The 22,435-nt window shown below is 28.4% G+C and carries 18 protein-coding genes; 3 read left to right on the top strand and 15 right to left on the bottom strand.

Going from position 1 to position 22,435, the window contains the following annotated elements; translation table 11 throughout:
- Positions 1-3: 3 nt before the first annotated feature.
- The 12 genes from OXH55_RS07710 to OXH55_RS07765 form a co-directional block, all read right to left on the bottom strand.
- Positions 4-1,110: a DegT/DnrJ/EryC1/StrS family aminotransferase gene (locus OXH55_RS07710; RefSeq protein WP_268049249.1), complete on the bottom strand. Its 1,107-nt coding sequence runs from the start codon at positions 1,108-1,110 to the stop codon at positions 4-6.
- A 27-nt stretch (positions 1,111-1,137) separates the two neighbouring features.
- Positions 1,138-2,979: a polysaccharide biosynthesis protein gene (locus OXH55_RS07715; RefSeq protein WP_268049250.1), complete on the bottom strand. Its 1,842-nt coding sequence runs from the start codon at positions 2,977-2,979 to the stop codon at positions 1,138-1,140.
- 182 nt (positions 2,980-3,161) lie between these two features.
- Complete coding sequence (galU, locus tag OXH55_RS07720) at positions 3,162-4,067, bottom strand: UTP--glucose-1-phosphate uridylyltransferase GalU (RefSeq protein ID WP_268049251.1); 906 nt, start codon at positions 4,065-4,067, stop codon at positions 3,162-3,164.
- A 104-nt stretch (positions 4,068-4,171) separates the two neighbouring features.
- Positions 4,172-5,245, bottom strand: coding sequence for a tetratricopeptide repeat protein (locus OXH55_RS07725; protein ID WP_268049252.1), 1,074 nt, complete (start codon positions 5,243-5,245; stop codon positions 4,172-4,174).
- Between the two features lie 164 nt (positions 5,246-5,409).
- Positions 5,410-7,146, bottom strand: a complete 1,737-nt coding sequence (locus tag OXH55_RS07730; RefSeq protein WP_268049253.1) for a phospho-sugar mutase — start codon at positions 7,144-7,146, stop codon at positions 5,410-5,412.
- Between the two features lie 132 nt (positions 7,147-7,278).
- Entirely contained in the window at positions 7,279-7,884 is a 606-nt protein-coding gene (locus tag OXH55_RS07735) for a 50S ribosomal protein L25 (RefSeq protein ID WP_268049254.1), read from the bottom strand.
- A gap of 67 nt (positions 7,885-7,951) precedes the next feature.
- The gene (locus tag OXH55_RS07740; protein ID WP_268049255.1) at positions 7,952-8,779 is read right to left on the bottom strand and encodes a hypothetical protein; all 828 of its coding nucleotides are present in this window, start codon (positions 8,777-8,779) and stop codon (positions 7,952-7,954) included.
- A 30-nt stretch (positions 8,780-8,809) separates the two neighbouring features.
- A complete protein-coding gene (locus OXH55_RS07745; protein WP_268049256.1) occupies positions 8,810-9,643 on the bottom strand; it encodes a hypothetical protein in 834 nt (277 codons plus the stop codon).
- A gap of 158 nt (positions 9,644-9,801) precedes the next feature.
- Positions 9,802-10,815: an alpha-hydroxy-acid oxidizing protein gene (locus OXH55_RS07750; protein ID WP_268049257.1), complete on the bottom strand. Its 1,014-nt coding sequence runs from the start codon at positions 10,813-10,815 to the stop codon at positions 9,802-9,804.
- 85 nt (positions 10,816-10,900) lie between these two features.
- Positions 10,901-11,356 (bottom strand): 2-thiouracil desulfurase family protein, encoded by a 456-nt coding sequence (locus OXH55_RS07755; protein WP_268049258.1) that lies wholly within the window; start codon positions 11,354-11,356, stop codon positions 10,901-10,903.
- A gap of 40 nt (positions 11,357-11,396) precedes the next feature.
- A complete protein-coding gene (locus tag OXH55_RS07760; RefSeq protein WP_268049259.1) occupies positions 11,397-13,757 on the bottom strand; it encodes an endonuclease MutS2 in 2,361 nt (786 codons plus the stop codon).
- A gap of 80 nt (positions 13,758-13,837) precedes the next feature.
- Positions 13,838-16,201: a U32 family peptidase gene (locus OXH55_RS07765; protein WP_268049260.1), complete on the bottom strand. Its 2,364-nt coding sequence runs from the start codon at positions 16,199-16,201 to the stop codon at positions 13,838-13,840.
- Positions 16,202-16,361: 160 nt separating this feature from the next.
- Between OXH55_RS07765 and OXH55_RS07770 the strand changes: the two genes are divergently transcribed.
- Positions 16,362-16,919, top strand: coding sequence for a superoxide dismutase family protein (locus OXH55_RS07770; RefSeq protein WP_268049261.1), 558 nt, complete (start codon positions 16,362-16,364; stop codon positions 16,917-16,919).
- Positions 16,920-17,003: 84 nt separating this feature from the next.
- Here OXH55_RS07770 and OXH55_RS07775 read toward each other — a convergent pair whose 3' ends face one another.
- Positions 17,004-17,768 (bottom strand): exodeoxyribonuclease III, encoded by a 765-nt coding sequence (locus tag OXH55_RS07775; RefSeq protein WP_268049262.1) that lies wholly within the window; start codon positions 17,766-17,768, stop codon positions 17,004-17,006.
- 26 nt (positions 17,769-17,794) lie between these two features.
- Positions 17,795-18,790: a glycosyltransferase gene (locus OXH55_RS07780; protein ID WP_268049263.1), complete on the bottom strand. Its 996-nt coding sequence runs from the start codon at positions 18,788-18,790 to the stop codon at positions 17,795-17,797.
- A gap of 186 nt (positions 18,791-18,976) precedes the next feature.
- Between OXH55_RS07780 and OXH55_RS07785 the strand changes: the two genes are divergently transcribed.
- Complete coding sequence (locus tag OXH55_RS07785; RefSeq protein WP_268049264.1) at positions 18,977-20,248, top strand: nucleotide sugar dehydrogenase; 1,272 nt, start codon at positions 18,977-18,979, stop codon at positions 20,246-20,248.
- A gap of 57 nt (positions 20,249-20,305) precedes the next feature.
- Here OXH55_RS07785 and OXH55_RS07790 read toward each other — a convergent pair whose 3' ends face one another.
- The gene (locus OXH55_RS07790) at positions 20,306-21,295 is read right to left on the bottom strand and encodes a glycosyltransferase family 4 protein (RefSeq protein ID WP_268049265.1); all 990 of its coding nucleotides are present in this window, start codon (positions 21,293-21,295) and stop codon (positions 20,306-20,308) included.
- Positions 21,296-21,496: 201 nt separating this feature from the next.
- On the opposite strand from OXH55_RS07790, the gene OXH55_RS07795 reads away from it, so the two are divergent.
- Positions 21,497-22,357: a hypothetical protein gene (locus tag OXH55_RS07795; protein WP_268049266.1), complete on the top strand. Its 861-nt coding sequence runs from the start codon at positions 21,497-21,499 to the stop codon at positions 22,355-22,357.
- The last annotated feature ends 78 nt before the right edge of the window (positions 22,358-22,435 follow it).

Genomic DNA, 22,435 nt, shown 5'->3' on the forward strand with positions numbered 1-22,435 from the left:
TACTTATTTATTTTGAAAAAATTCTTTTATTTTTGTTACCACATATTTTTGTTGTTCTCTTGTCATTTCTGGATACAATGGAAGTGCAAATGTTTTAGTACATGCATCTTCAGCATTTGGAATATCTCCTTGTTTATATCCTAAATGCTTATACACTTCTTGAAGATGTACTGGTATAGGATAGTAAATTCCAGATGCGACTCCATTTTCTTTTAAATGTTCAATAATTTCATCTCTTTTTGAACTTTGAATAGTATATAAATGATAAACATGCTTACAATTTTCTCTTTCTGTTGGTAATACAACATCTAAATCCTTTAATAATTCATTATAAGTATGTGCATGTTCACCTCTTGAATTATTCCACTTATCTATGTATTTTAACTTAACTCTAAGTACAGCAGCCTGCATTTCATCTAGTCTACTGTTATGCCCTATAGCTTCATGGTGATATTTAACTTTACTTCCATGAACTCTAAGAAGTTTTATCTTATCTGCTAGTTCTTTATTATCAGTTACTATCATTCCTCCATCACCATATCCACCTAGATTTTTAGTTGGGAAGAATGAATAACACGCAACATGTCCTATTGAACCTGCTCTTTTACCTTTATATTCTGCTCCAATAGCTTGACAAGCATCTTCTATAACTATTAAATTGTGTTTATTTGCAATTTCCATTATTCTATCCATATCACACATTTGCCCAAAAATATGAACAGGAATAATTGCTTTAGTTCTTTCGTTTATATTCTTTTCAATACTATCTGGGTCTATGCACAAAGTATCTTTTTCTATATCTGCAAAAACTGGAGTAGCTCCAACTACAGATGTAGTTTCTGCTGAAGCAAAGAAAGTAAATGGTGTTGTAATAACTTCATCCCCTTCTCCTATTCCTAAAGCTTTAAGCGTAAGCATTAAGGCATCAGTTCCATTTGCAACACCAATACCATACTTAACTCCAGTATATTCTGCTATTTCTTCTTCTAATTTTTTTACATTTGGACCCATTATAAAATGAGAAGATTCTAAAACTTCCTTAATAGCTTTATTAACCTCTTCTTCTATTGTATGATATTGAGCTTTTAAATCTAATAAATTAACTTTCACAAAAACCTCTCCTTGTCTATTACTTCTTTATTTTTTTCTTTTATAGGTTGGAACTTTTTCTTCCATTAATTTAAAGATACCTTCTTCATCATCTTTATAAATAACTTTTTTAAATTCTGAAATTGATTTTTCAATATATTCAATATCAAAATCCATTGGTTTCTCTACAAATATTTTTTCATGTTCTGTTGAAGTTAAAGCTATTTCATCCATTAATAATTCTTCATATAATTTTTCTCCTGGTCTTAACCCAGTGAATTCTATCTTAATATCTTCATCAGGTTTCAATCCTGATAATCTTATTAAATCTTTAGCTAAATCTACTATTTTAACTGGCTCACCCATATCGAGAACAAAAATTTCTCCACCTTCAGCCATAGCTCCTGCTTGTATTACCAACTGCGCTGCTTCTGGTATAGTCATAAAGAATCTATTGATGTCTGGATGAGTAACTGTAACAGGTCCTCCTTGTTTTATTTGCTTTTTAAACAAAGGTATAACAGAACCATTACTTCCTAGTACATTTCCAAATCTTACTGCTACATATTCTGTCTCGCTTCCTCTATCATAAGCTTGAATTATTTTTTCACAGAATCTTTTAGTAGCACCCATAATATTAGTTGGATTTACAGCTTTATCAGTACTTATTTGAACAAATCTTTTAACATTGTAAAGATGACTGCATTTTGCCACATTATATGTACCTATTACGTTATTTTTTATTGATTCCGTTGGATTATTCTCCATAAGTGGCACGTGTTTATGCGCAGCAGCATGGAATACTACATATGGTCTATATTTCCCAAATATTTCTTTTAGTCTTTCAAAATCTCTTATAGAAGCAATAACTACTTCTAAATCTAATTCTGGATATTTATATTTTAATTCCATTTGAAGGTCATAAGCATTATTTTCATAAATATCAAGTATTATTAGCTTTTCTGGTGAAAATTTAACTATTTGTCTACAAAGCTCAGAACCTATAGAACCTCCACCACCAGTTACCAAAATAACTTTATCTTTTATATACTTGTTTATATTATCGTTATTTAGCTTTATTGGATTTCTTCCTAAAAGGTCATTAATATCTACATCTCTTAATTGACTAATGTTAACATCTCCACTTATTATTTCATATATTCCTGGAAGAGTTTTTAGTTTACAATTTGTCTTCTTGCATGTATTATATATTTCTTTCCTGTCTTGAAAAGGAATAGATGGTACCGCAATAAATATTTCTTCTATTTCTTTTGTTTCACATGTTTTAATAATATCTTTTCTAGTACCTAATACTTTTATTCCATTAATAACTTGGCCTATTTTAGACACATCATCATCTATAAGTCCTACAATATCATAATTTAAAGCATTATGTTTTTTCACTTCTTTTATAAGCATTGCCCCAGCATCTCCAGCACCAACTATTAAAACTTTTTTATTTTCAACATTTGATTCTCCACTTTCATTATGCCTTGCAATTATTCTATAAATAAATCTAGTTCCACCTAAAGCAATTACACATAATAACCAAAATATTATATGAACTGTAAATGGAAATCTATAATATGTATGTCTAAGCAACATATAACTAACCAAATAGCTGTATAGAATAAAAATTATATTTGATATTGAAACTGAATATATAATTGAAATTAATTCATCAACAGATGCATATTTCCAGATAAAATCATATAGATTAAAAACTTTGTTACAGAAAATTGTTATTAATATTACCGGAATAATCGAAAGTTTTAAAAAAGTTATATACTCCCCAGGTATTTTAAAATCAAATCTTAACAATAGCGCAAAATATAATGAAATGGAAACTAAAATTATATCTAACACTAAAAATCTTTTATTACCTTTCAAGTTCTCACATCCTTATTGTTATTATTTTATCCGTCTTAAATCATTTTACATCATTTTAGAAATTATTCAATCTTTTTTGTAAATCTATTTTAAAATCTTAATATTGTAAACAAATAGACATATCTTAGACATAAAAATAGATTTTATGTCAAGACATGTCTATTATATCACAAATATCTTGTTTAGTTTTCATTCATTTCATTGTATAACTGCGAAAATTTAGGATTATCCTTTATTGAAATCAAATATTTCATGAATTCTTCCTTAAGTTCTTCCCTTTTTAAAGCAAACTCAACAGTAGCTTGTAAAAATCCTAATTTGTCACCAACATCATATCTTCTTCCTTCAAACTCATACGCATACATTGCTTCTTGTTTAATTAATGTTTTCAAAGCATCAGTAAGCTGTATTTCTCCTGATTTTCCGGGCCTTGTTTGATTTAATATATCAAAAATTTGAGGTGTTATTATGTATCTACCTAAAATGGCAACATTTGAAGGTGCTTCCTCCTCTTTAGGTTTTTCAATAAGATCCTTTACTTTATAAACTTTATCTTCTATGTGCATTCCTTTAACTATTCCATACTTGCTAACATCATTCATTGGAACTTCTTGAACTCCTAAAATAGATGTTTTATATTCACTAAAACAATCAATTAACTGTTTCAAACATGGAACTTCACTATCAACAACATCATCACCTAGCATAACAGCAAAAGGCTCATCTCCCACAAAAGTTCTAGCACAATTAATTGCATGCCCTAATCCTTTAGGCTCTTTTTGTCTTATGTAATATATGTTAACCATATTAGAAATATCTGTGACCATATCTAAAAGTTCTGTTTTACCCTTAGCTTCCAGTTGATTTTCAAGTTCAATAGATTTATCAAAATGATCCTCTATTGCTCTTTTATTTCTACCAGTTATAATAAGTATTTCTTCAATTCCAGAAGCTACTGCTTCCTCAATAATATATTGAATTGTAGGTTTATCTACTATAGGAAGCATTTCCTTTGGTTGTGCTTTAGTTGCTGGCAAAAATCTTGTTCCAAGACCTGCTGCAGGTATAATAGCTTTCTTTACCTTCATATATAAATTCTCCCTTCAAGTACATAATTTTACCAAATAACATAGCAGCATTTGATGACAACAATACATATTATTTCTCAAATTATTTAAAATTATTGATTTTTTTAAAAATCCTTCATCATTTTCTCTAATTGAATTACAATTTCATCCTTCGCATCTATTTTTTTAGCAATTTCTAAGTGTATTTTAGCCTGTTTATTATCACCTATATTTAGATAACACATAACTAAATTGGTACAAACCTCAATTGATTTAGTAGCTTCAAATACTTTTCTAAAATATTGTATAGCACTCTCAAAATTTTCAAGAGATGCATAATTTATTCCTAGTTCATTAAAGACTTCTGGATAAGAGCTATCTATTTCTAAAGACTTTTCTAGATAATATATAGCTTTATCATGATTCTCCAAAATTCTATATCCTACAGCAATATGGTAATAAATTTCTGCATTATCCCCTAACTCTCTAGTTAAAGGTATTAATATTGCTAATGCTTTTTCTGGTTCCTCATATACAAGCTTTTTAGCTTTATCATAATTTGTTACAGTTTTTAAAGAATTCTTGAATTCAGTAATTTCTACAGTTTCTTCTCCACCTTTTGCTATATAAGTGTTTATAGAAAATAATGCACCATCGTAATCACCTTTATCTCTTTTAATAAAAGCCTCATACAAATATGGATTTGCATAATCTTCAATTAACTTAGCTTCATCAATTATTTTTAATTCTTCATCCACATAAGACTTATTTAGCTCCTTTAGATTTTGTAAAAGCATAATTAGTTTATCATAAATCTCTTTATTTTTTTCAATAACATTTAAACCTTTTAGCATTATATATGCATCTTCGTAATTATTATTCTTAACCTTTTCTGCTATCCTGCCTTTAATAAATTCTATACTTTTAGGAACATTGTTTATCAATTCTTTATATGTTTCATTGTATCTAAACTCTTCATCTGCTCCTAGTACAAAAAACATTCCCTCCACAAAAAATCCTATTGGAATCTTTTCAACCGTTTCTCCATTCTTTACTTTTTGTATTATACTATCCGTTGCAATAGGTATGTAGATATCTTCATTAATATTAGTTTTAAAAATCGAAGTTCCTCTGTTTTTTTCAATTTCTAAAAATAACAAATTTGAAAGCTTACTCTTAAAATGTGCGTTAATCTCCATTTTATTATAGTCACCAACCTTAATTAAATTTATTTAATATATTATTAATTTCTATGTAAATTTCATTATAATAAATAATAATGTTTTTTGTAACCCTATATCATCAATTTATGAAACAAAAATTAACTGCAGCATAAATATACCGCAGTTAATTTTAAAATAAATCAAACATCACATGCATTATTAATTATATCCATAACATTCTTTTTAAAACTCTTCATTTTTTCATCTGAATTTTTAAGGCTATTGCCTGTAACAGACATATATATTTTCATTTTAGGTTCAGTACCTGAAGGTCTTATAACAAAATACGATTCATCTTCTAAAATAAATTTAAGTACATTTGACTGTGGAAGCTTTATTTGCTTTTCTGTTAAATTAACTAAATTCTTTTCAATACTTATATTATAATCTAGTTTTTTAACTATTTTCACATTATTAATTTCCACTTTCATAGAATGTCTAAGGTGTTCTAAAACTTTTGATATCTTATCTACACCCTTTTTTCCTTCTAATGTTATTGAAACAAGCTCTTCTTTATAATATCCATATTCTTCATATAAATTTATCAAAGCATTATATAGATTCATACCTTTTTTCTTATAGTATAATGCCATTTCACATATAAGCATTGAAGCTATAATAGCATCCTTATCCCTTACAAAAGTTCCTGCTAAGTATCCATAACTCTCTTCAAATCCAAATAAATAAGTTTTATCACCTATTTCTTCAAATTCTTTAATTTTTTCTCCTATATATTTAAATCCAGTTAATACATCAATACTTTGCACTCCAAATTTCCCAGCAATTTTAGCTGCCATTTCTGTTGTTACAATTGTTTTTATTATTACTCCATTATCAGGTAATTTATTTTTTTCTTTTAAAGATGTTAAAATATAATGTGAAAGAAGTACTCCCATCATATTCCCACTTAGAACTTTGTATTCACCCCTATCATCTTTTACAACAGCTCCTATTCTATCACAATCTGGATCTGTTCCAAAAATTATATCAGGCTTTAACTCCTTTGCCATATCTAATGCTATTTTAAACACCTGTGGTTCTTCTGGATTAGGATATTCAGCTGTAGGAAACTCTCCGTTTGGCATTTCTTGTTCTTTAACAACAGATAAATTTTTATATCCTAACTCTTTCAAAACTCTTCTAACTGGAATGTTTCCAGCACCATGAATAGGCGTATATATTATCTTTAAATCCTTAGCGCTTTCTTTAACTAAATCTTCTCTTATACTTAAGCTCTTAACATTATCTATATAATTTTTATCAACTTCTTCTCCAATTATATTTAAATATCTCAACTCTTCAGCCACCTTCATTTCCATAGTTTTAATTTTAGAAAAATCATCTATTTTTTCTATAAATGAAGTTATGTTTTTAGCTGTTTTATCTGTAACTTGTCCACCATCTTCGCCATAAACTTTGTACCCATTATATTTTTTAGGATTGTGTGATGCAGTAATAACAATTCCAGCTTTAGACTTTAGATATCTAACTGCATATGAGAGCATGGGAGTTGGTCTTAGTGATTCAAAAAGATTAACTCTTATTCCGTTTGCACATAATGTCAAAGCCGCCTCTTTAGAAAATGTTTCTGACATTATCCTAGAATCATACGCAATACTTACTGAAATTTTTTCTTTTCCATATTTATTAAGTAAATATTCTGCAAGTCCCTGTGTAGCTTTTCTTACTGTATAAACATTCATTCTATTAGCTCCAGCACCAATAATCCCTCTAAGCCCACCAGTTCCAAACTCTAAATCTTTATAAAATCTATCTTCTAATTCTTTTTTATCTTTAATTTTTTTTAACTCTTCTTTTGTATTTTTATCAATCAGTTCTGAATTTAACCACTTATCATATTTTACCAAATATATCATTTTATACCTCCTATTGTGATTGATAAAGATATTATACTATAAAATTCCACGTTAAAACAATTATTAAATTAATTTTATGAATATTTTTACAAAAGAAAAAGGCTGTCTTTTAACAGCCTTAAACTATTCTTTCTATTTTTCCTCGATTACCTCATTATTTTCATCCTCATCTTCTTCCTCAGGTAATCCACCTGTACTATAACGACTTACTGCCGCTATAACAGTATTAAGATCATCAACAATAGAAATTTCTCTTGCTATTTCTAAATCAGCTACTCTATATACCTGACCTATATTCATTGTAGAAAGATTTACCTCTATTGATTTAGGAATCTCTTCAAATTTTCCTTGAACCTTCACACTACTTCTTTCTTTTTGTATAATTCCACCATTTTTTGCAGCCAATTTTTCTCCTGTAAATACTAATGGTATTTCAGTTTGAACAACTTTATCATTATTAACCGCTTCCAAATCAATATGTACTATCTTGTGAGTTACAGGTTCTCTTTGAAGTTCTTTTATCAAAGTCTTATGTTTTTCATTATTAATCTCTAACTCTATAGTTCCATGTTCACCTATTTTGTTAATTTCTTTATTGAGTTCTAGTTCTCCTACCTCAAACAACATATTGTTGATTGTTGCTCCATAAAGAACTCCTGGGATTTTACCTTGCTGTCTTTTCGTTTTTGGATAATGCGTTCTATTCTTTTCTCTAATTTCGCCTTTTAAAATTTCCATTATTATCCCTCCTATACTTTTTTTATTATTAGCAGAAGAAATAATAATATACATAATTTTTGAAATTTTATGTTACACTTTTCTTAATTAACGCCCTTCTCTTATTAATATAGTCTTTTTCAACCTCATCAATATATGTTCTATACTCTTTTAAGTCCATATGTATAGCATTTTCATATTTACTTATCAATCTCTTAAAATACTCCATTGTATATATTATTTTTGTATATGCAGCAGATGAATTTTTATTAAATATACTAAACATTTTTTTCTTACTACATATATTTTTTATAAAATCAAATTCTTTTTTACCCTGTGATAAAAGTTTTGCCTTTTCAAAATTAATTAGAAGAATTTCTTTATAAATTGGATTCAATAAAGAAATAATCTCTTCACTAAACACTTCACTTTTTTCAGCAATTTTATCTGCTTTTAAATTTATTTCCTCTACCTTTTCATTGTGTTTTTGTATTATAGCTTTCATATCATTAGTAATCTTCTTTACTTTTTCAGCTTCTTGTATGCCACTTTTGTTTAAAACCGCTAAACTTTCACTAACATCATCTAAGTCATTAATTTCCCTTTCCTTAACTTCACCCTTTTTTAATGCTTTTTTTATACTAAGTTCACTTTCATCATTAAAAAAAACATTTAGAAAATAAGCAAGTCTAGAAAGTTTTTTATTTATTTCTTCATTTTGAACCACTTCATTTTGTTCGTCCACGTATAAAAATTTAGTATTTACACCTTTAAAAGTATTTTTTTCTAAAAGAAGTTGTCTGTAGATTTTCTCATTATATAAAATATTCTGTGATACCCTAACCTTTTCACCTTTTTCTAAATATCCTTTAATTTTGTCTAAAACTTCTTCTAACGCTGGAGAATATATGCCCATTATCGTCCTCCTCTCCATACTTTACATATCTTACTTATTTCTTATTAAATTCATTATATTATCTATATTACCTTTTTCAACATTTAATAAAAACTTCTCATATTTATCTTTGTCCTGACTTAATATCTTTCCATAAGTCATTAGTATCTTCTTATAATTATTTATAAGATTTGATAATTTAATAAATGGCATATACTTACTTTTCCCTATAAATATAGAAAGTACTCCTTTTTGCTTACTAGCTTTTTCTTCTATATCATCATAATAATCTATGCCAGAATTTATAAGTTTTATTCTTGTAAAATTCATCATTAATATTTCTTTATAAATTGAATAAAGCTGAGAAAATATTTCATCTCCATAAATTCCTTTATCATTTATATATTCTTCACCTTTTGATACTAATTTAATTATTTCATTATCATTTTCTACTCTAAGTTCAATAACTTTATTAATTATTTCTTTAACTTCATCAGTTCCCTTAATTCCTTTTTTCTTTAAATCATCTAAGGCATTACTTATTTTTAAACAATCAACTTTTTGATTTTTTATATTTTCACTACCTTCTAATGCTCTTTTTATATATAAATTACTTTTTTCGTTATAAAAAACATTTAAATAATATCCTAGTTTAATTAATTGTCTTAATGTTGATTTATCCTCTACTAGTTTGTTTTTTTCACCTATGTACAAATATCCTTTAACAGCTTTATTATTGATAAAACCTTTTTTCATAAATATAATTTCTCTATACAAATTTCCATTATATTCTATAGAAGTAGAAACCTTTGCTTGTTCTCCTTTATTCTTATAGTTCCTTATAACTTGATTAATATCTTTTGTACCTAATGAATATATCTCCATTTTCTTCCCCCCTAGTGTTTAAAATAATTATAACATTTTATCTCTTGCCTCATAATTAGTATGCACTAATTCTTCAAAAAAATTGTGCTGTATATTTATGGTCTACAGCACAATTTATAAAATACTATACTCTCAACTTTTTTTATTTAACTTACTACTTAATATATAATTCTGTCATCTATACTCTTAATATCATTACAGCCTGTAAGTACCATTGCTGACTTTAATTCTCCTTTTAACTTTTCAACATAAAGCTTAACCCCTTCTCTTTTTGCACCAAAAGAAGTTGTTACAAATGGCCTTCCAATTAGAACAGCATCAGCACCTAATGCAATCATTTTTAAAATATCAACTCCACTTCTTACTCCACCATCAGCTAAAATTGTAACTTTTCCTTTAACTCTTTCTGCTATTTCAGGAAGTACATCAGCAACTCCAGGAGTTTGATCAAGTACTCTCCCTCCATGATTAGATACAACAATAGCATCTACACCTGCTTCAGCAGCAAGTTCAGCCTCATCAGGAGTCATTATTCCTTTTAAAATGAAAGGCAGCTTAGTACTTTCAACAATTTCTTTAATTTCTTCTACCGTTTTAGGCATTACTGGTTTTCCATGTAGTGCTAGAGTAATAAGACCACAGGCATCTATGTCCATCCCTACTGCAAAAGCTCCTGCTTCTTCTGCCATTTTTATTTTCTTTATAACATTAGCGTTTTCCCATGGTTTTATAAAAGCAATACCTTCTCCATTAAATTTTTTTAATTGTTCTAGATTAGTTATAAGGAAAGAATCAACTGCAGTATCTCCAACCATGGGATATACTCCTGCATCTAAACATCCCCCTATTACCCATGATATATATTCCTCTTCAGTAAATTTTCCTCCCATATTTAAAGTAGTACCTGAAACAGGTGCTGCAAATACGGGAATCTCCATCTTCTTTCCGAATATTTCAATTGATGTATCAGGATCTTTAGCATTATGTATAACCCTCATATTTAACTTGTAAGAATTTAGAGCTTCTATATTTTCTTTAAAAGCTGCTCCTGTACCTTTTCCTCCCATTCCAGGTACTTCACCTGAACAAACAACTCCATTACATACTGAACATACTCTGCAGCTTCCATTTAAATTTTCTCTTGCACTTTTTAACACTTCCTTATAATCCATAATAGTCCCCACCTTTTAAAATTAATTTTATTAAACCTTTGCGAAAGCAAAGTATCCTTCATTGTATACTATCAATTTTTAATTTTTAAAATTCTTCACCTATATCGTCTTCAGTATATACCTTAATCCTATTTCTCATAAATAATTCTGCTGTGATACCATTTCCTTTTATTTTTTTCCCAGTAAAACTTCCGTCATATATTTTTCCACATCCACATGATGGACTTTTAGCTTTTAAAATTGCAGCTTTAGCTTCTACAGTTTTTGCAATTTTCAAAGCCTCATAAGCACCTTTAACAAATTTTTCTGTAGAATCTCCTCCCTGTGAATTTATAACTCTAGCCTTTCCATCAAGAACATCAGCACCATCCCCTTCAAATATTTCATGAGGTACCCTTGGGGTATTAAGTCCCCCCATTTGTTCTGGACAAACCACTACTGCTTTTCCTTCTTCCAAAAGAGCTAACGCCTCTTTATTTAAGTTATTTTCTCCGTTATATTTACAGTTCACTCCACAAAGACAAGCACTAATTACTATCACTTTTACCCCTTCTTTTTATAGGAATTTTCTTATTTCGTATCTATTTAAGTACTGCTATTGTAGCTCCACTTCCACCTTCTCCATATGCTCCCAATCTATAACTTTTAATATGTGGATGAGTTCTTAGCATATCATGTATTGCTTTTCTTAATATCCCTGTACCTTTACCATGAATTATGGTAACTTCACCTAACCCACCTATATAAGCATCATCTAAATATTTATCAACTGTATAAATAGCTTCCTCTGCATCCATTCCTCTCAAATCTACTGATGAAGAAATCTGCTTTAAATTTAAATTAATACTTTTCTTTTTAATCTCTTTTTTCTCTGCTTTAGTTTGTTTTATTTCTCTAAGATCTTTAAGTTTTACATTTATTTTCATAATGCCAGCCTGTACTTGTACTTCTCCTTTGCTATCTGGCTTAGATAATACTATAACCTTTTTATCGAAAGTAGGAAGATACACTTCTTGGCCTTCGTATACACTTTTAAGTTCTTTTCCTTTATCTTTGTTAGGTTTATTTATAGAACTTTCTACCTTCTCTAGGTTTTCCTTTAATTTCTTTCTATTCTCTTCTAATTTTTGGCGCACATCAGAAGAATATCCCATTCTTTCAAGTTCTCTAATATCCTTTAATATTTTATCAGCTTCTTCTTTAGCTTCCTTTATAATACGTTTTGCCTCTCTTTGAGCATCAAAGGTAGCTTTTTCTCTAATATTTTGGAATTTTTTTAATTTCTCTTCATACTTTGATTTAATTTTTATAGCGTCTTCTTTAACTACTTCTGCCTCTCTAACATCTTTTTGAGCCTTTATATTTTTATCTTGAAGACTTTGTATTAAATCCTCAAATTTAAGTGTATCCTTAGAGATTCCTTTTTTAGCCTCATCTATTATATAATTTGGTAATCCAAGCCTTTTAGATATTTCGAAGGCATTTGATTTACCTGGAATACCAATAAGCAATCTATAAGTAGGTCTTAAAGTCTCTACATCAAACTCAACAGAAGCATTTTCTACACCCTCTACTTTTAAAGCATAGGCTTTAAGTTCACTATAGTGAGTAGTTGCAACTACTTTAGTTCTTCTACTTTTTAAATTTTCTAATATAGATACTGCAAGAGCAGCACCTTCTGTTGGATCAGTTCCAGCTCCAAGCTCATCAAATAAAACTAAAGAGTTCTCATCTGCATTATCAATTATTTTTACAATGTTTGTCATATGAGATGAAAATGTTGATAAGCTTTGTTCTATACTTTGTTCATCACCTATATCTGCAAAAACTTCTTTAAAAAAGCTTATAGTTGAACCCTCTTTTGCTGGAATCATAAGCCCACTCATAGCCATAATATGTAAAAGTCCTACAGTTTTCAAAGTAACAGTTTTTCCACCAGTATTAGGTCCTGTAACAACTACAGAAGTAATTCCTTCATTTAAATAAATATCATTTGGTACTACTACTTTAGTATCAATTAATGGATGTCTTCCCTGTATAACATCAAAACGTCCCTCTTCACTAATTTTAGGACATATACCATTTAAACTGCCAGCATACTTAGCCTTTGCAAATATAAAATCTAATTCCCAAATAATATCAGCATTATTTTTTACAGGTATTATATTTTCATATATCTTATTTGATAATTCTTGAAGTATTCTTTCTATCTCAGCTCTTTCTTTAAGTCTTAATTCCTTTATTTCATTATTTAAAGTAACTAAACTCATAGGTTCAATAAAAAGAGTAGCTCCTGAAGAACTCTGATCATGTACTAGTCCTGAAACAGACCCCTTATATTCTACCTTTACAGGAAGTACATATCTGTCTCCTCTAACTGTATATATATTCTCTTGAAGATATTGAGAATAAGTTCTAACCAATGAATTAACTTTGGATTTAATTGAAGTTGTTTTATCCTTTAAAGTTCTTCTTATATTATATAATGTAGAACTAGCTCTATCTGAAATTTCTTCTTCGGAGACTATAGCTGTAAATATCTCATCTTCTAATTTTTTTATTGGCACAAGTCCAGCACAAATATCTTCTATAACTCTAAAAGATTCTTCTTCTTCCTTATGACTTATGTAATCCTTAAATCTTCTTGCGCATCTCATTAAATTTGCAATCCTTAAAAGCTGAACTGGCATAAGTAAAAAACCTTTTTCTGCTCTTCCAATTCCTTCTCTAACATCATACAATCCTTCAAATGGTGGAGCACTCTTCTTTACTAGCAATTGAAAAGCTTCTCTTGTTTCTTCTAAATGTTCTCTAACTTCATAACTATTATCATAAGGAACAAGTTCCTCAATAATATCCTTTGCTGCAGATGTAGTTGTATATTTTTTCAGTTCTTCTTTTATTTTATCAAACTCTAAAACTTTTAAAGCCTTATCATTCACGTATCTCACAACCCCTTTAACACTTGTTTTATCTAAATTTTTTTAACTCTCAATTTTCTACTCTAAAATCTTAACTGTTTTTATTCTACGCCCCTTTTAAAATGCCCTCTTGTAAACCCTTTAAATTCTCCTTCATAGGATTCGTTTTTATATCCTTTTAATATTGATAAAGTTTCTTCATAACTTTCATCAGTAAAATCAAGTCTATATAACTCTACATTCAATCCTTTGATTTCTTCTAAATTAGGAATTAAATTTATAGCCGAGCCATTATATATATGACTTCTACAATATTTATCAGTCTTTACTGGGAACTCTTCTCCCTTTCTATCCTTTAAAACAAAACTTCCTTTGGTACATTCACCACTGCATGCAGTTTTACCTGTTTTTTCTCCAAAAGCACTGCCTATAGGACAGTACTCACTTACCATAAGTTCTGTTCTTCCATAAACTATAATAGAAGTTGGAAGAGGTGCTTTCTTAACTAAATTACCTATTTCTTTTTTATTTAACTCAACACTGATAGTTGCAATATCTAAAATATCTTTATAGAATTCCATACAATAGCTATTAAAGCTATTCAACTTATAATCTCCAATTATCAAAGTTTTCTCTTTAAGTTTGCTTATTATCCCCAAATTAGAGGTAATTATCCCCTTTATATATGGTAATTTTTCTTCAATTTCTCTACATACATTATTAAACTCTTCCTTAATTATAGTTGAAGTTTTTATATATACATTAGGACAATTTATATTTTTAAAATCTATATCGTAGTCTCTCATAAATAATTCTACGGCTATATTATCAATATTGCATTCTTCTGCAGCTTTTAATTGTTCCTTTGTAGTTACAACAACTATGGGACCATTTATTTGACTTTTCAATTCTTTTTTACTGGTAACATTTAAATCCAAACCTTTGTTTAAGGTTCTCTTTCCTTCATTCTTTATATATTCACCTATTTTATCAATCAACTCTCTACGAAGTGCATTAATAGAGGATACAGGTATAAATCCTTCTTCAAAAGTTTCAAAACTAATTTCTATAAAACTAAAAGCAGTATCTCCTGTTTTATTGAGATTCTTTATAACCTTTTCTTTTTCTAAAGGTTTTTTTAATGCTTTTTGAACTTCTTCTCCTGATACTTTAAAGGATTTATCCTTATAAATAGTTTCTAAAGTAACTGGATCTCCAATCTTAAATTTAACATTTAGTTTCAAGTTATTTTTCTTTTCATATATATCGCTGTAAGATTTACTCAAATCATCTAAAAGCTTAACATCAGAAGTTTTGTATAATATATCTCCTGACTTATATTTAGTAGGTTTTAATTTAACTCTATCCCCTATAAAAGCTTCTTCTACATTTTTTGAACCCTTTACTATCTTAAAAATAGTAAAACCATCATCGCCAAACCTAATTCCATCTCGAATACTTATATTTTCCTTTAGTTCAATAGTTAAATCTTTATTCACCTTACCTATTTGAACTCCTGTATTCTTTGGAAATCTATAAGACATCATGTCTCTGCCTGTATTTCCAAATAGATAAGCTTTAGAAAATCCTTCTCTATTAAATAATTGAAGTAATTTTTTCTTTTCTTCTTCTACCTTAAAGTTACTTTGTTTTTCATAATTTAACTGGCAACTAGCTTCATCTATGGCTTTTCTATAGGCGGACACAACTCCTGCTACATACTGTGGTCTTTTCATTCTTCCTTCTATTTTTAAAGAACTTGCTCCACTTTCAATTATATCCTTAATGTTTTCTATAGTGCATATATCCTTTGGACTCAAAACATACCCTTTTTTACCTTTTCCAGTAGTTTTATTTATAATCCCATAAGGTAATCTGCATGGCTGGGCACAACGTCCTCTATTCCCACTTCTTCCACCTATTAAACTGCTCATGAGACATTGTCCTGAATACGATATACAAAGAGCTCCATGAATAAAAATTTCTGTTTCAATATCTAAGTCCTTTGAAATATATTTGATCTCTTCTAAGGATAATTCTCTTGAAAGTACTATCCTAGAAAATCCTAATTTTTTCAAAAGAAGTGCTCCTTCTCCATTATGTACAGTCATTTGAGTTGAAGCATGAATTTCAAAATCCGGAAAATTTCTTCGTACTAGCTCTGCTATACCTGTATCTTGAATTATTAAAGCATCAACTCCTATTTCATATAAAAACTTTATATACTCTAAAGCTTCTCCAATTTCATTCTGTTTCATAGAAGTATTAACTGTAATATAAACTTTTACATTATATAAATGACAGTATTCCACTGCTTTAGTCATAGTTTCTTCATCAAAATTTGAGGCATAAGCTCTTGCTGAAAACTTTGTTCCACCAAGGTAAACTGCATCTGCTCCATTCTGTACTGCCGCATATAAACTCTCCAAACTTCCTGCTGGAGCTAATAGTTCAACTTTTTTCATATATTTATCTCTCCTTAATCCATTCTTATACCTAATTATACATTATAGCAAATTAAACTTATTGTTGCCAATTAATAGTTTTACATATCATATAGTTAAATTAACAGTTAAGTAATCCAAATCATAAAATACAATATGTATTAATAATTGGAGGTTTACTATGTACTTTAATTGTGAATTTCTACCTTATTATTTATATAGCTGTAGAATTTTTCATAAAAAATTTTGCCCCAAATACAATAAAAATAAACCAATATATTTAGCAGCAGCTCTTATAAAAGGTGGTCCTCTCGCTCCAAAAATAAAAGGAATTGTACATTTTAACTCTGTACCTTATGGAACAGAAGTTTATGTATGTGTAAATGGTCTTCCCGACTACAAACCTGCCCAAAACGGCAGCAAATCCATAGGTCCTTTTGGTTTCCATCTTCACGAAGAAGGTTGCTGCAAAATTGGTGATGCTGCTAATCCTTTTACATGTGCTAAAGGTCACTATAATCCAACTAATCAGCCTCATGGGAACCATGCTGGAGACTTTCCTGTACTCTTTTCCAATAACGGCTTAGCCCAAATGTGTTTCTTCACTAATAAATTTAAAGTTTCTGAAATTATAGGTAAAGCAGTAATTATCCATGAAAATCCAGACGATTTTCAAAGTCAACCTACTGGTAACTCTGGAAAAAGACTAGCCTGTGGAATAGTAAGAGCCTGCTGCTAATTGCATTATAAAATAAAACTGCGAAGCAATATTCAGTTTACAATTATCATTTGTCAACTGAATATCACTTCGCATATTCTTATATTATTTATTTAATTGAAGTACTACAGGACAATGATCTGACCCCATTACATCATTAAGAATTTCAGCATCTTTTATATCATCCTTCATACTATCTGACACAAAATGATAATCAATTCTCCACCCTGCATTATTTTTTCTAGCATTAAATCTATAACTCCACCAAGAGTACTTTATTTCCTCAGGATAGAAATATCTAAATGTATCTATATATCCATTTGCTATAAATTTATCCATCCATTCTCTTTCCATAGGTAAAAAACCTGACCTTTTTTCATTAGATTTTGGATTTTTTAAATCTATTTCCGTATGAGCTGTATTATAGTCTCCACATATAATCAACTTTTTATTTTCATCCTTTAATTTATTGCAATATTCTAAGAGTGCATCATAAAATTCCATTTTATAATTAAGTCTTTCATCATCCTTCTGTCCATTTGGAAAATATATATTAAACAATATAAATCTAGGGTATTCACATATAAGTATTCTTCCCTCACTATCAAAACGTTCTATCCCTATTCCATAGGATACTGATATAGGTTCTTCCTTTGTATAAACAGCAACACCACTATATCCTTTTCTCTCTGCACATGAAAAATAGCTTTTATAACCTTCTATGTTTCTTAATTTATCCTCTATTTGATTTTCTTGTATTTTAGTCTCTTGAATACATAAAACATCTGGTTGCTCCTTATCTATCCACTCTAAAAATCCTTTTTTCGCTATAGCTCTTAGACCATTGATATTCCATGAATGAATTTTCAAAATAACTCTCCTCTCTATACTTTAGTTTATCTTATTCCAAATTCTTCATATAATATATTTAATATTGTATCTACCCTATCTTTCCATGAATTTTTCTTAGCAATTTCAATTCTCATATTAAATAATTTATTATCATTTTCATCAACAGCATTATAAATCTTTTTTCTAAACTCTAGCTTTGATTTTGCTATATAACATATATTATTAAACTCTTTAATTCCATACATATTAGTACAAACAGCTGGTTTACCTAGTGCAAAATATTCATATAACTTTATAGGATTGCAGCAATTAGTCATACTATTAAGTTTAAATGGTATTAAGCAGCAATCAAAATTATTAATATAAAATGGTACTTCTCTATACTGTTTTAATCCTAAAAAATATATATTATCTCGCAAAATCAAATCTCTAATTTGATTTATTAAAGCCCCTATAAAAACAAAATTATAATTAGAATCCTTACTAATATAATTTATAATATTCCAATCTAACCAACTTGCAATAGCTCCAGAATAACCTATAATTTTTTTACCTGTAGGTAAATCCTTAGGCCATTTACTTTTATTTAGGGTAAAATGCTCACTATCAACCCCATTTTTAATCAAATACGTTTTCACATAAAGATTTTTATATTTATTATAAAGATTTTCAGATGATGTAAATATAATATCTGCTTTAGATATCATCTTCTTTATGCTCTGTCTCCACCCAATAAACTCATGTGAAGCCTCATCTATTATATCATATATCACATAATCATGAGGTATTATATCTACAAGTTCTACTTGTTTAGGTGAGCTACACCATAGTACTATATTTCCTCTAGTTTTTATATTCTTTATATCAAAATTTCTCCCTGACACATAAAAGTTATTATTTTTCTTCAATAAATAATTTCCTGTAAGATTTTCTATATAATATACTAAATTATTTCTTCTATTTAATTCTTTCATTATCTGTTGAGGTCTTTGAATCATCCAATTATAAGGTATAGTAGGCATTTGTATAAAAGTTATCATACACTTACACTCCCAATAGCTTTCACATAATTATATACTATGTTTTTATTCTAAAAAAATTTCTAATCTTACAATTACCTTATATGCAAAATATTGATAAAATATAAACATTTCACATTATAATTACATAATATATAAGGAAAGTGAAATATAGACTTTTCACAGTGTATTGAGGAGGTAAATTTAATGGAAGTATACGTCTTTGGTCTTGGACATATAGGCTTACCTATGGCAACCTGGATAGCTTTATCCAAGTACCATGTTAATGGAATTGATATAAATCCAACTACAATTGATAATATTGTAAATGGGAATGTAAATATAGAAGAATATTATAAAGAAATGCATATTTCTAAACTTGCAAAAAAATTAATTTCTGAAAATAAATTTAAAGTAAGTACTGATTTAAAAAGAATAGATAAAAAACCAGCTGTCTTTGTAATAGCTGTTGGAATAGCAGATAAAGAAAATGGAGAGCAAGATATTTCACCTCTATTATCCGTTTTAGATACATTAATGCCTCAGCTTGTAGATGGAGACCTTATATTATTTAGAACTACCCTTATTCCAGGTACTTGTGAAAATATAATTTATCCTAAATTAAATTCTTTAGATGTATCAGTAAACTTAGCATATTGTCCTGAAACTTTAATGGAAACTCATGCTTTTAAAGAATTGGAAAACAACTCTATGATTCTTGCAGCAAATAATGATGAAGGTTTTTTAAAAGCTAAAAGCTTTTTACGTTCATTATCAAAAGCTCCTATTTATAAAGCATCTAATATTAGAACAGCTGAAATGACAAAAGTAGTCCAAAATATATATAGAGATGTCAATATAGCGCTATCTAATGAAATTAGTGAAGCAACTTCTCAATTAAATATTGACATTTATGAATTACAAGCTTTAGCAAACACTCATCCAAGAGTAGAATTTTTAACTCCTGGTCCAGGTGTAGGAGGATATTGTCTTCCAAATGCCTATCATTATCTTAGAAAAGCTATTATCCAAAAAGAGGATTGTCCTTTATCATTAATTAGCCTTGCTAGAAAACTTAATGTTGAAAGGCCCAAAAAAATAGTTGACCTTATTAAAAAAGCTCTTAATGACGCTAATAAAGATATAACTAACTCAACCATAGGGATTCTTGGCTTAGCAATGAAGGATTTTTGTGCAGATTGTAGATTTAGTCCTGCTGTGGATATAGCATATATTTTAAAAGACATAGGTTCCAAAGTTAAAGCTTATGACCCTAAAGTTCCATTAAAATATGATTTTCAAGTTTCTTCATTAGAAGAATGTATTAAAAATATAGATTGTCTAGTCATCACAGTAAATCAGGAAGGTATAAATTTTAATTATGATAAACTCAACAATAGCATGTCCAAGCCAATAATAGTAGTAGATACTAAGAATATTTTTCCAAATTACGCCAACGTAAAACTATATACAATTTAAAACATTTATAACTAAAAGTTAGGGATTTATAATAATTATGACCCCCTAACTTTTAGTTTATTTCAACATATCTCTATAGCTTTTATATAATTCTTTTATACATACATCCCAACTGTAATTTTTTATTACATGTTTTTTCAATGTATCATTTTTATCTCTTTTAAATCCCTTATCTACTATATCTAAAATTTCATTTTCCTTATAAGGATTATAATATAACGCTAAATCTTGAAAATATTCTCTCGCACTACCTATTTCTGTAGATACCACATTACATCCTAAAGCTGCTGCTTCTAAAGATGTTAATCCTGGAGTTTCTAAAAAACTTGGAAGTACATGTACCCTAGCACAACTATATGCACTGTATAAATTATTACTATTCATAAATCCTAAATATCTAACATTTTTATATTTTATACAATATTTATAATATTTCCTGTTATTTATATTTCCTATAAGTACTAATTTATATCCTAGTTCTTTACACGCTTTAGCTAAGGCAAGCTGATTTTTTCTTGGACATATACGTGCTGCACATAACACATAATCATTTAGCTTATATTTCTTTTTAAAATTATAAATATTATATTTGTTATTTAGTATATCCACCCCATTGTAAATTACTGTACAAGGCAATCTTTTTCCATATTCCTTATTCAGTAATTCTTTTTCTATCTTACTATTAGGATAAATTCTTTTACAGCCATATAATATCTCTTTCCTATATAATTCATATTTTTTCCATACATTTATATTTTCTTTATCATTAACATGTACATAGTATTTTAGCAAATCCCAATATATAGGAGAAATAACTATATATTTTTTATACTTACATGCTATTTTATAGTATCTATATGTTTCAGTAATTCTTGTTAAGTTAAAAAGATGTATTATATCGTAATTTGAATAATCTACAATTCTCCCATCATTTATATATACTTTAACCCCTAGCTTTCTTAAGTATTCTGCCGTTTTTAGTACTTGCATAGAATCTCCTGCAAAATTTTTAACATAATCATCTCTTATACACAATAATATCCTCATATATACTCTCCTAATATTTCTATATAGTTTTAAACTTTATTCGTACTATGTATACAATAATTCCAATCATTAATAATGTATTTAAGTAAAATCACACATTAATATTATCTACATATAATATTAATGAAAGCTTCCATATAATTGCAAATAAAAATGATTTAATACTAACTTATACTTTCTTTATAGAAAGGAGGAAAATTTTTGATTGATTTAGAAACTAATAAAAATAATTTTGGTAGGAAACATCAAAACTGTAAAAACACATGTATTGTAACCCCTAAACCTTATGGTAATTGTAAACAACAAGATTGTTTACAATTACCTGAATTAGGGCTTGTTGTTTCCGCTGAACCATGTGCATGTATAATATTAGGTATCCCTCCTATTGAAAAGCTTGGAGCAATAAATCTACCTGGTTTACCTATTAAAGTACCTCTTCAAGCCCTTTCAGTAAAAGTAGTAGACAATAGTTTTCACATAAATTCAATACAAGTACTTTCTATCAAACCTTGTTCATCTGCTGGAGCTGGATACTTTGAAATTAAAATAAACTATATCTTCAAGTTTAAGTTACAATTTTTCGATATTGATATGAATGTACTTCAAGTAAAATGTAGTACCCCTTCAAGTACTTCTGAAATAATAAAAGATTTTATTTATGGAAGTGTAAACTATGTAAAAAAAGTAATACTTTTTGGTGGTAAAGGTGGCGATACTGTAATTGCATCTAATTTAATCAATTCATCTACTAATATGCTAGGTAACCAGCCTTACGCTATTGCAAAAGCCAAAGCAATACCCCTAGATGTTGAACTACAAGAATCAAAAGATTCTCGTTGTGATCCTTATTGTGATCCTTATTGCGATCCAACTAATAACGTTATAATATCTATAGGATTATTTACTATAATTAGTCTAATAAGAATTATCAATCTAAGTGTATCTACTACCTCCACCTGCGATGATTGTAACATACCTTTATGCGAAAGCATAGTACCTGGAGACCCTTGTTCTTACTTTAATAATATGCCATTTCCTTTAGAAAAATTCGATGCTAAATAATAAATTAAAGCACCCTAATAATATTTGACTATTAGGTGCTTTAAATTTTATAATTCTTCAGGTTTATTTTTTAACATT

This window comes from Clostridium ganghwense (genome assembly GCF_026735165.1).
GTDB classification, from domain to species: domain Bacteria; phylum Bacillota; class Clostridia; order Clostridiales; family Clostridiaceae; genus Clostridium_H; species Clostridium_H ganghwense.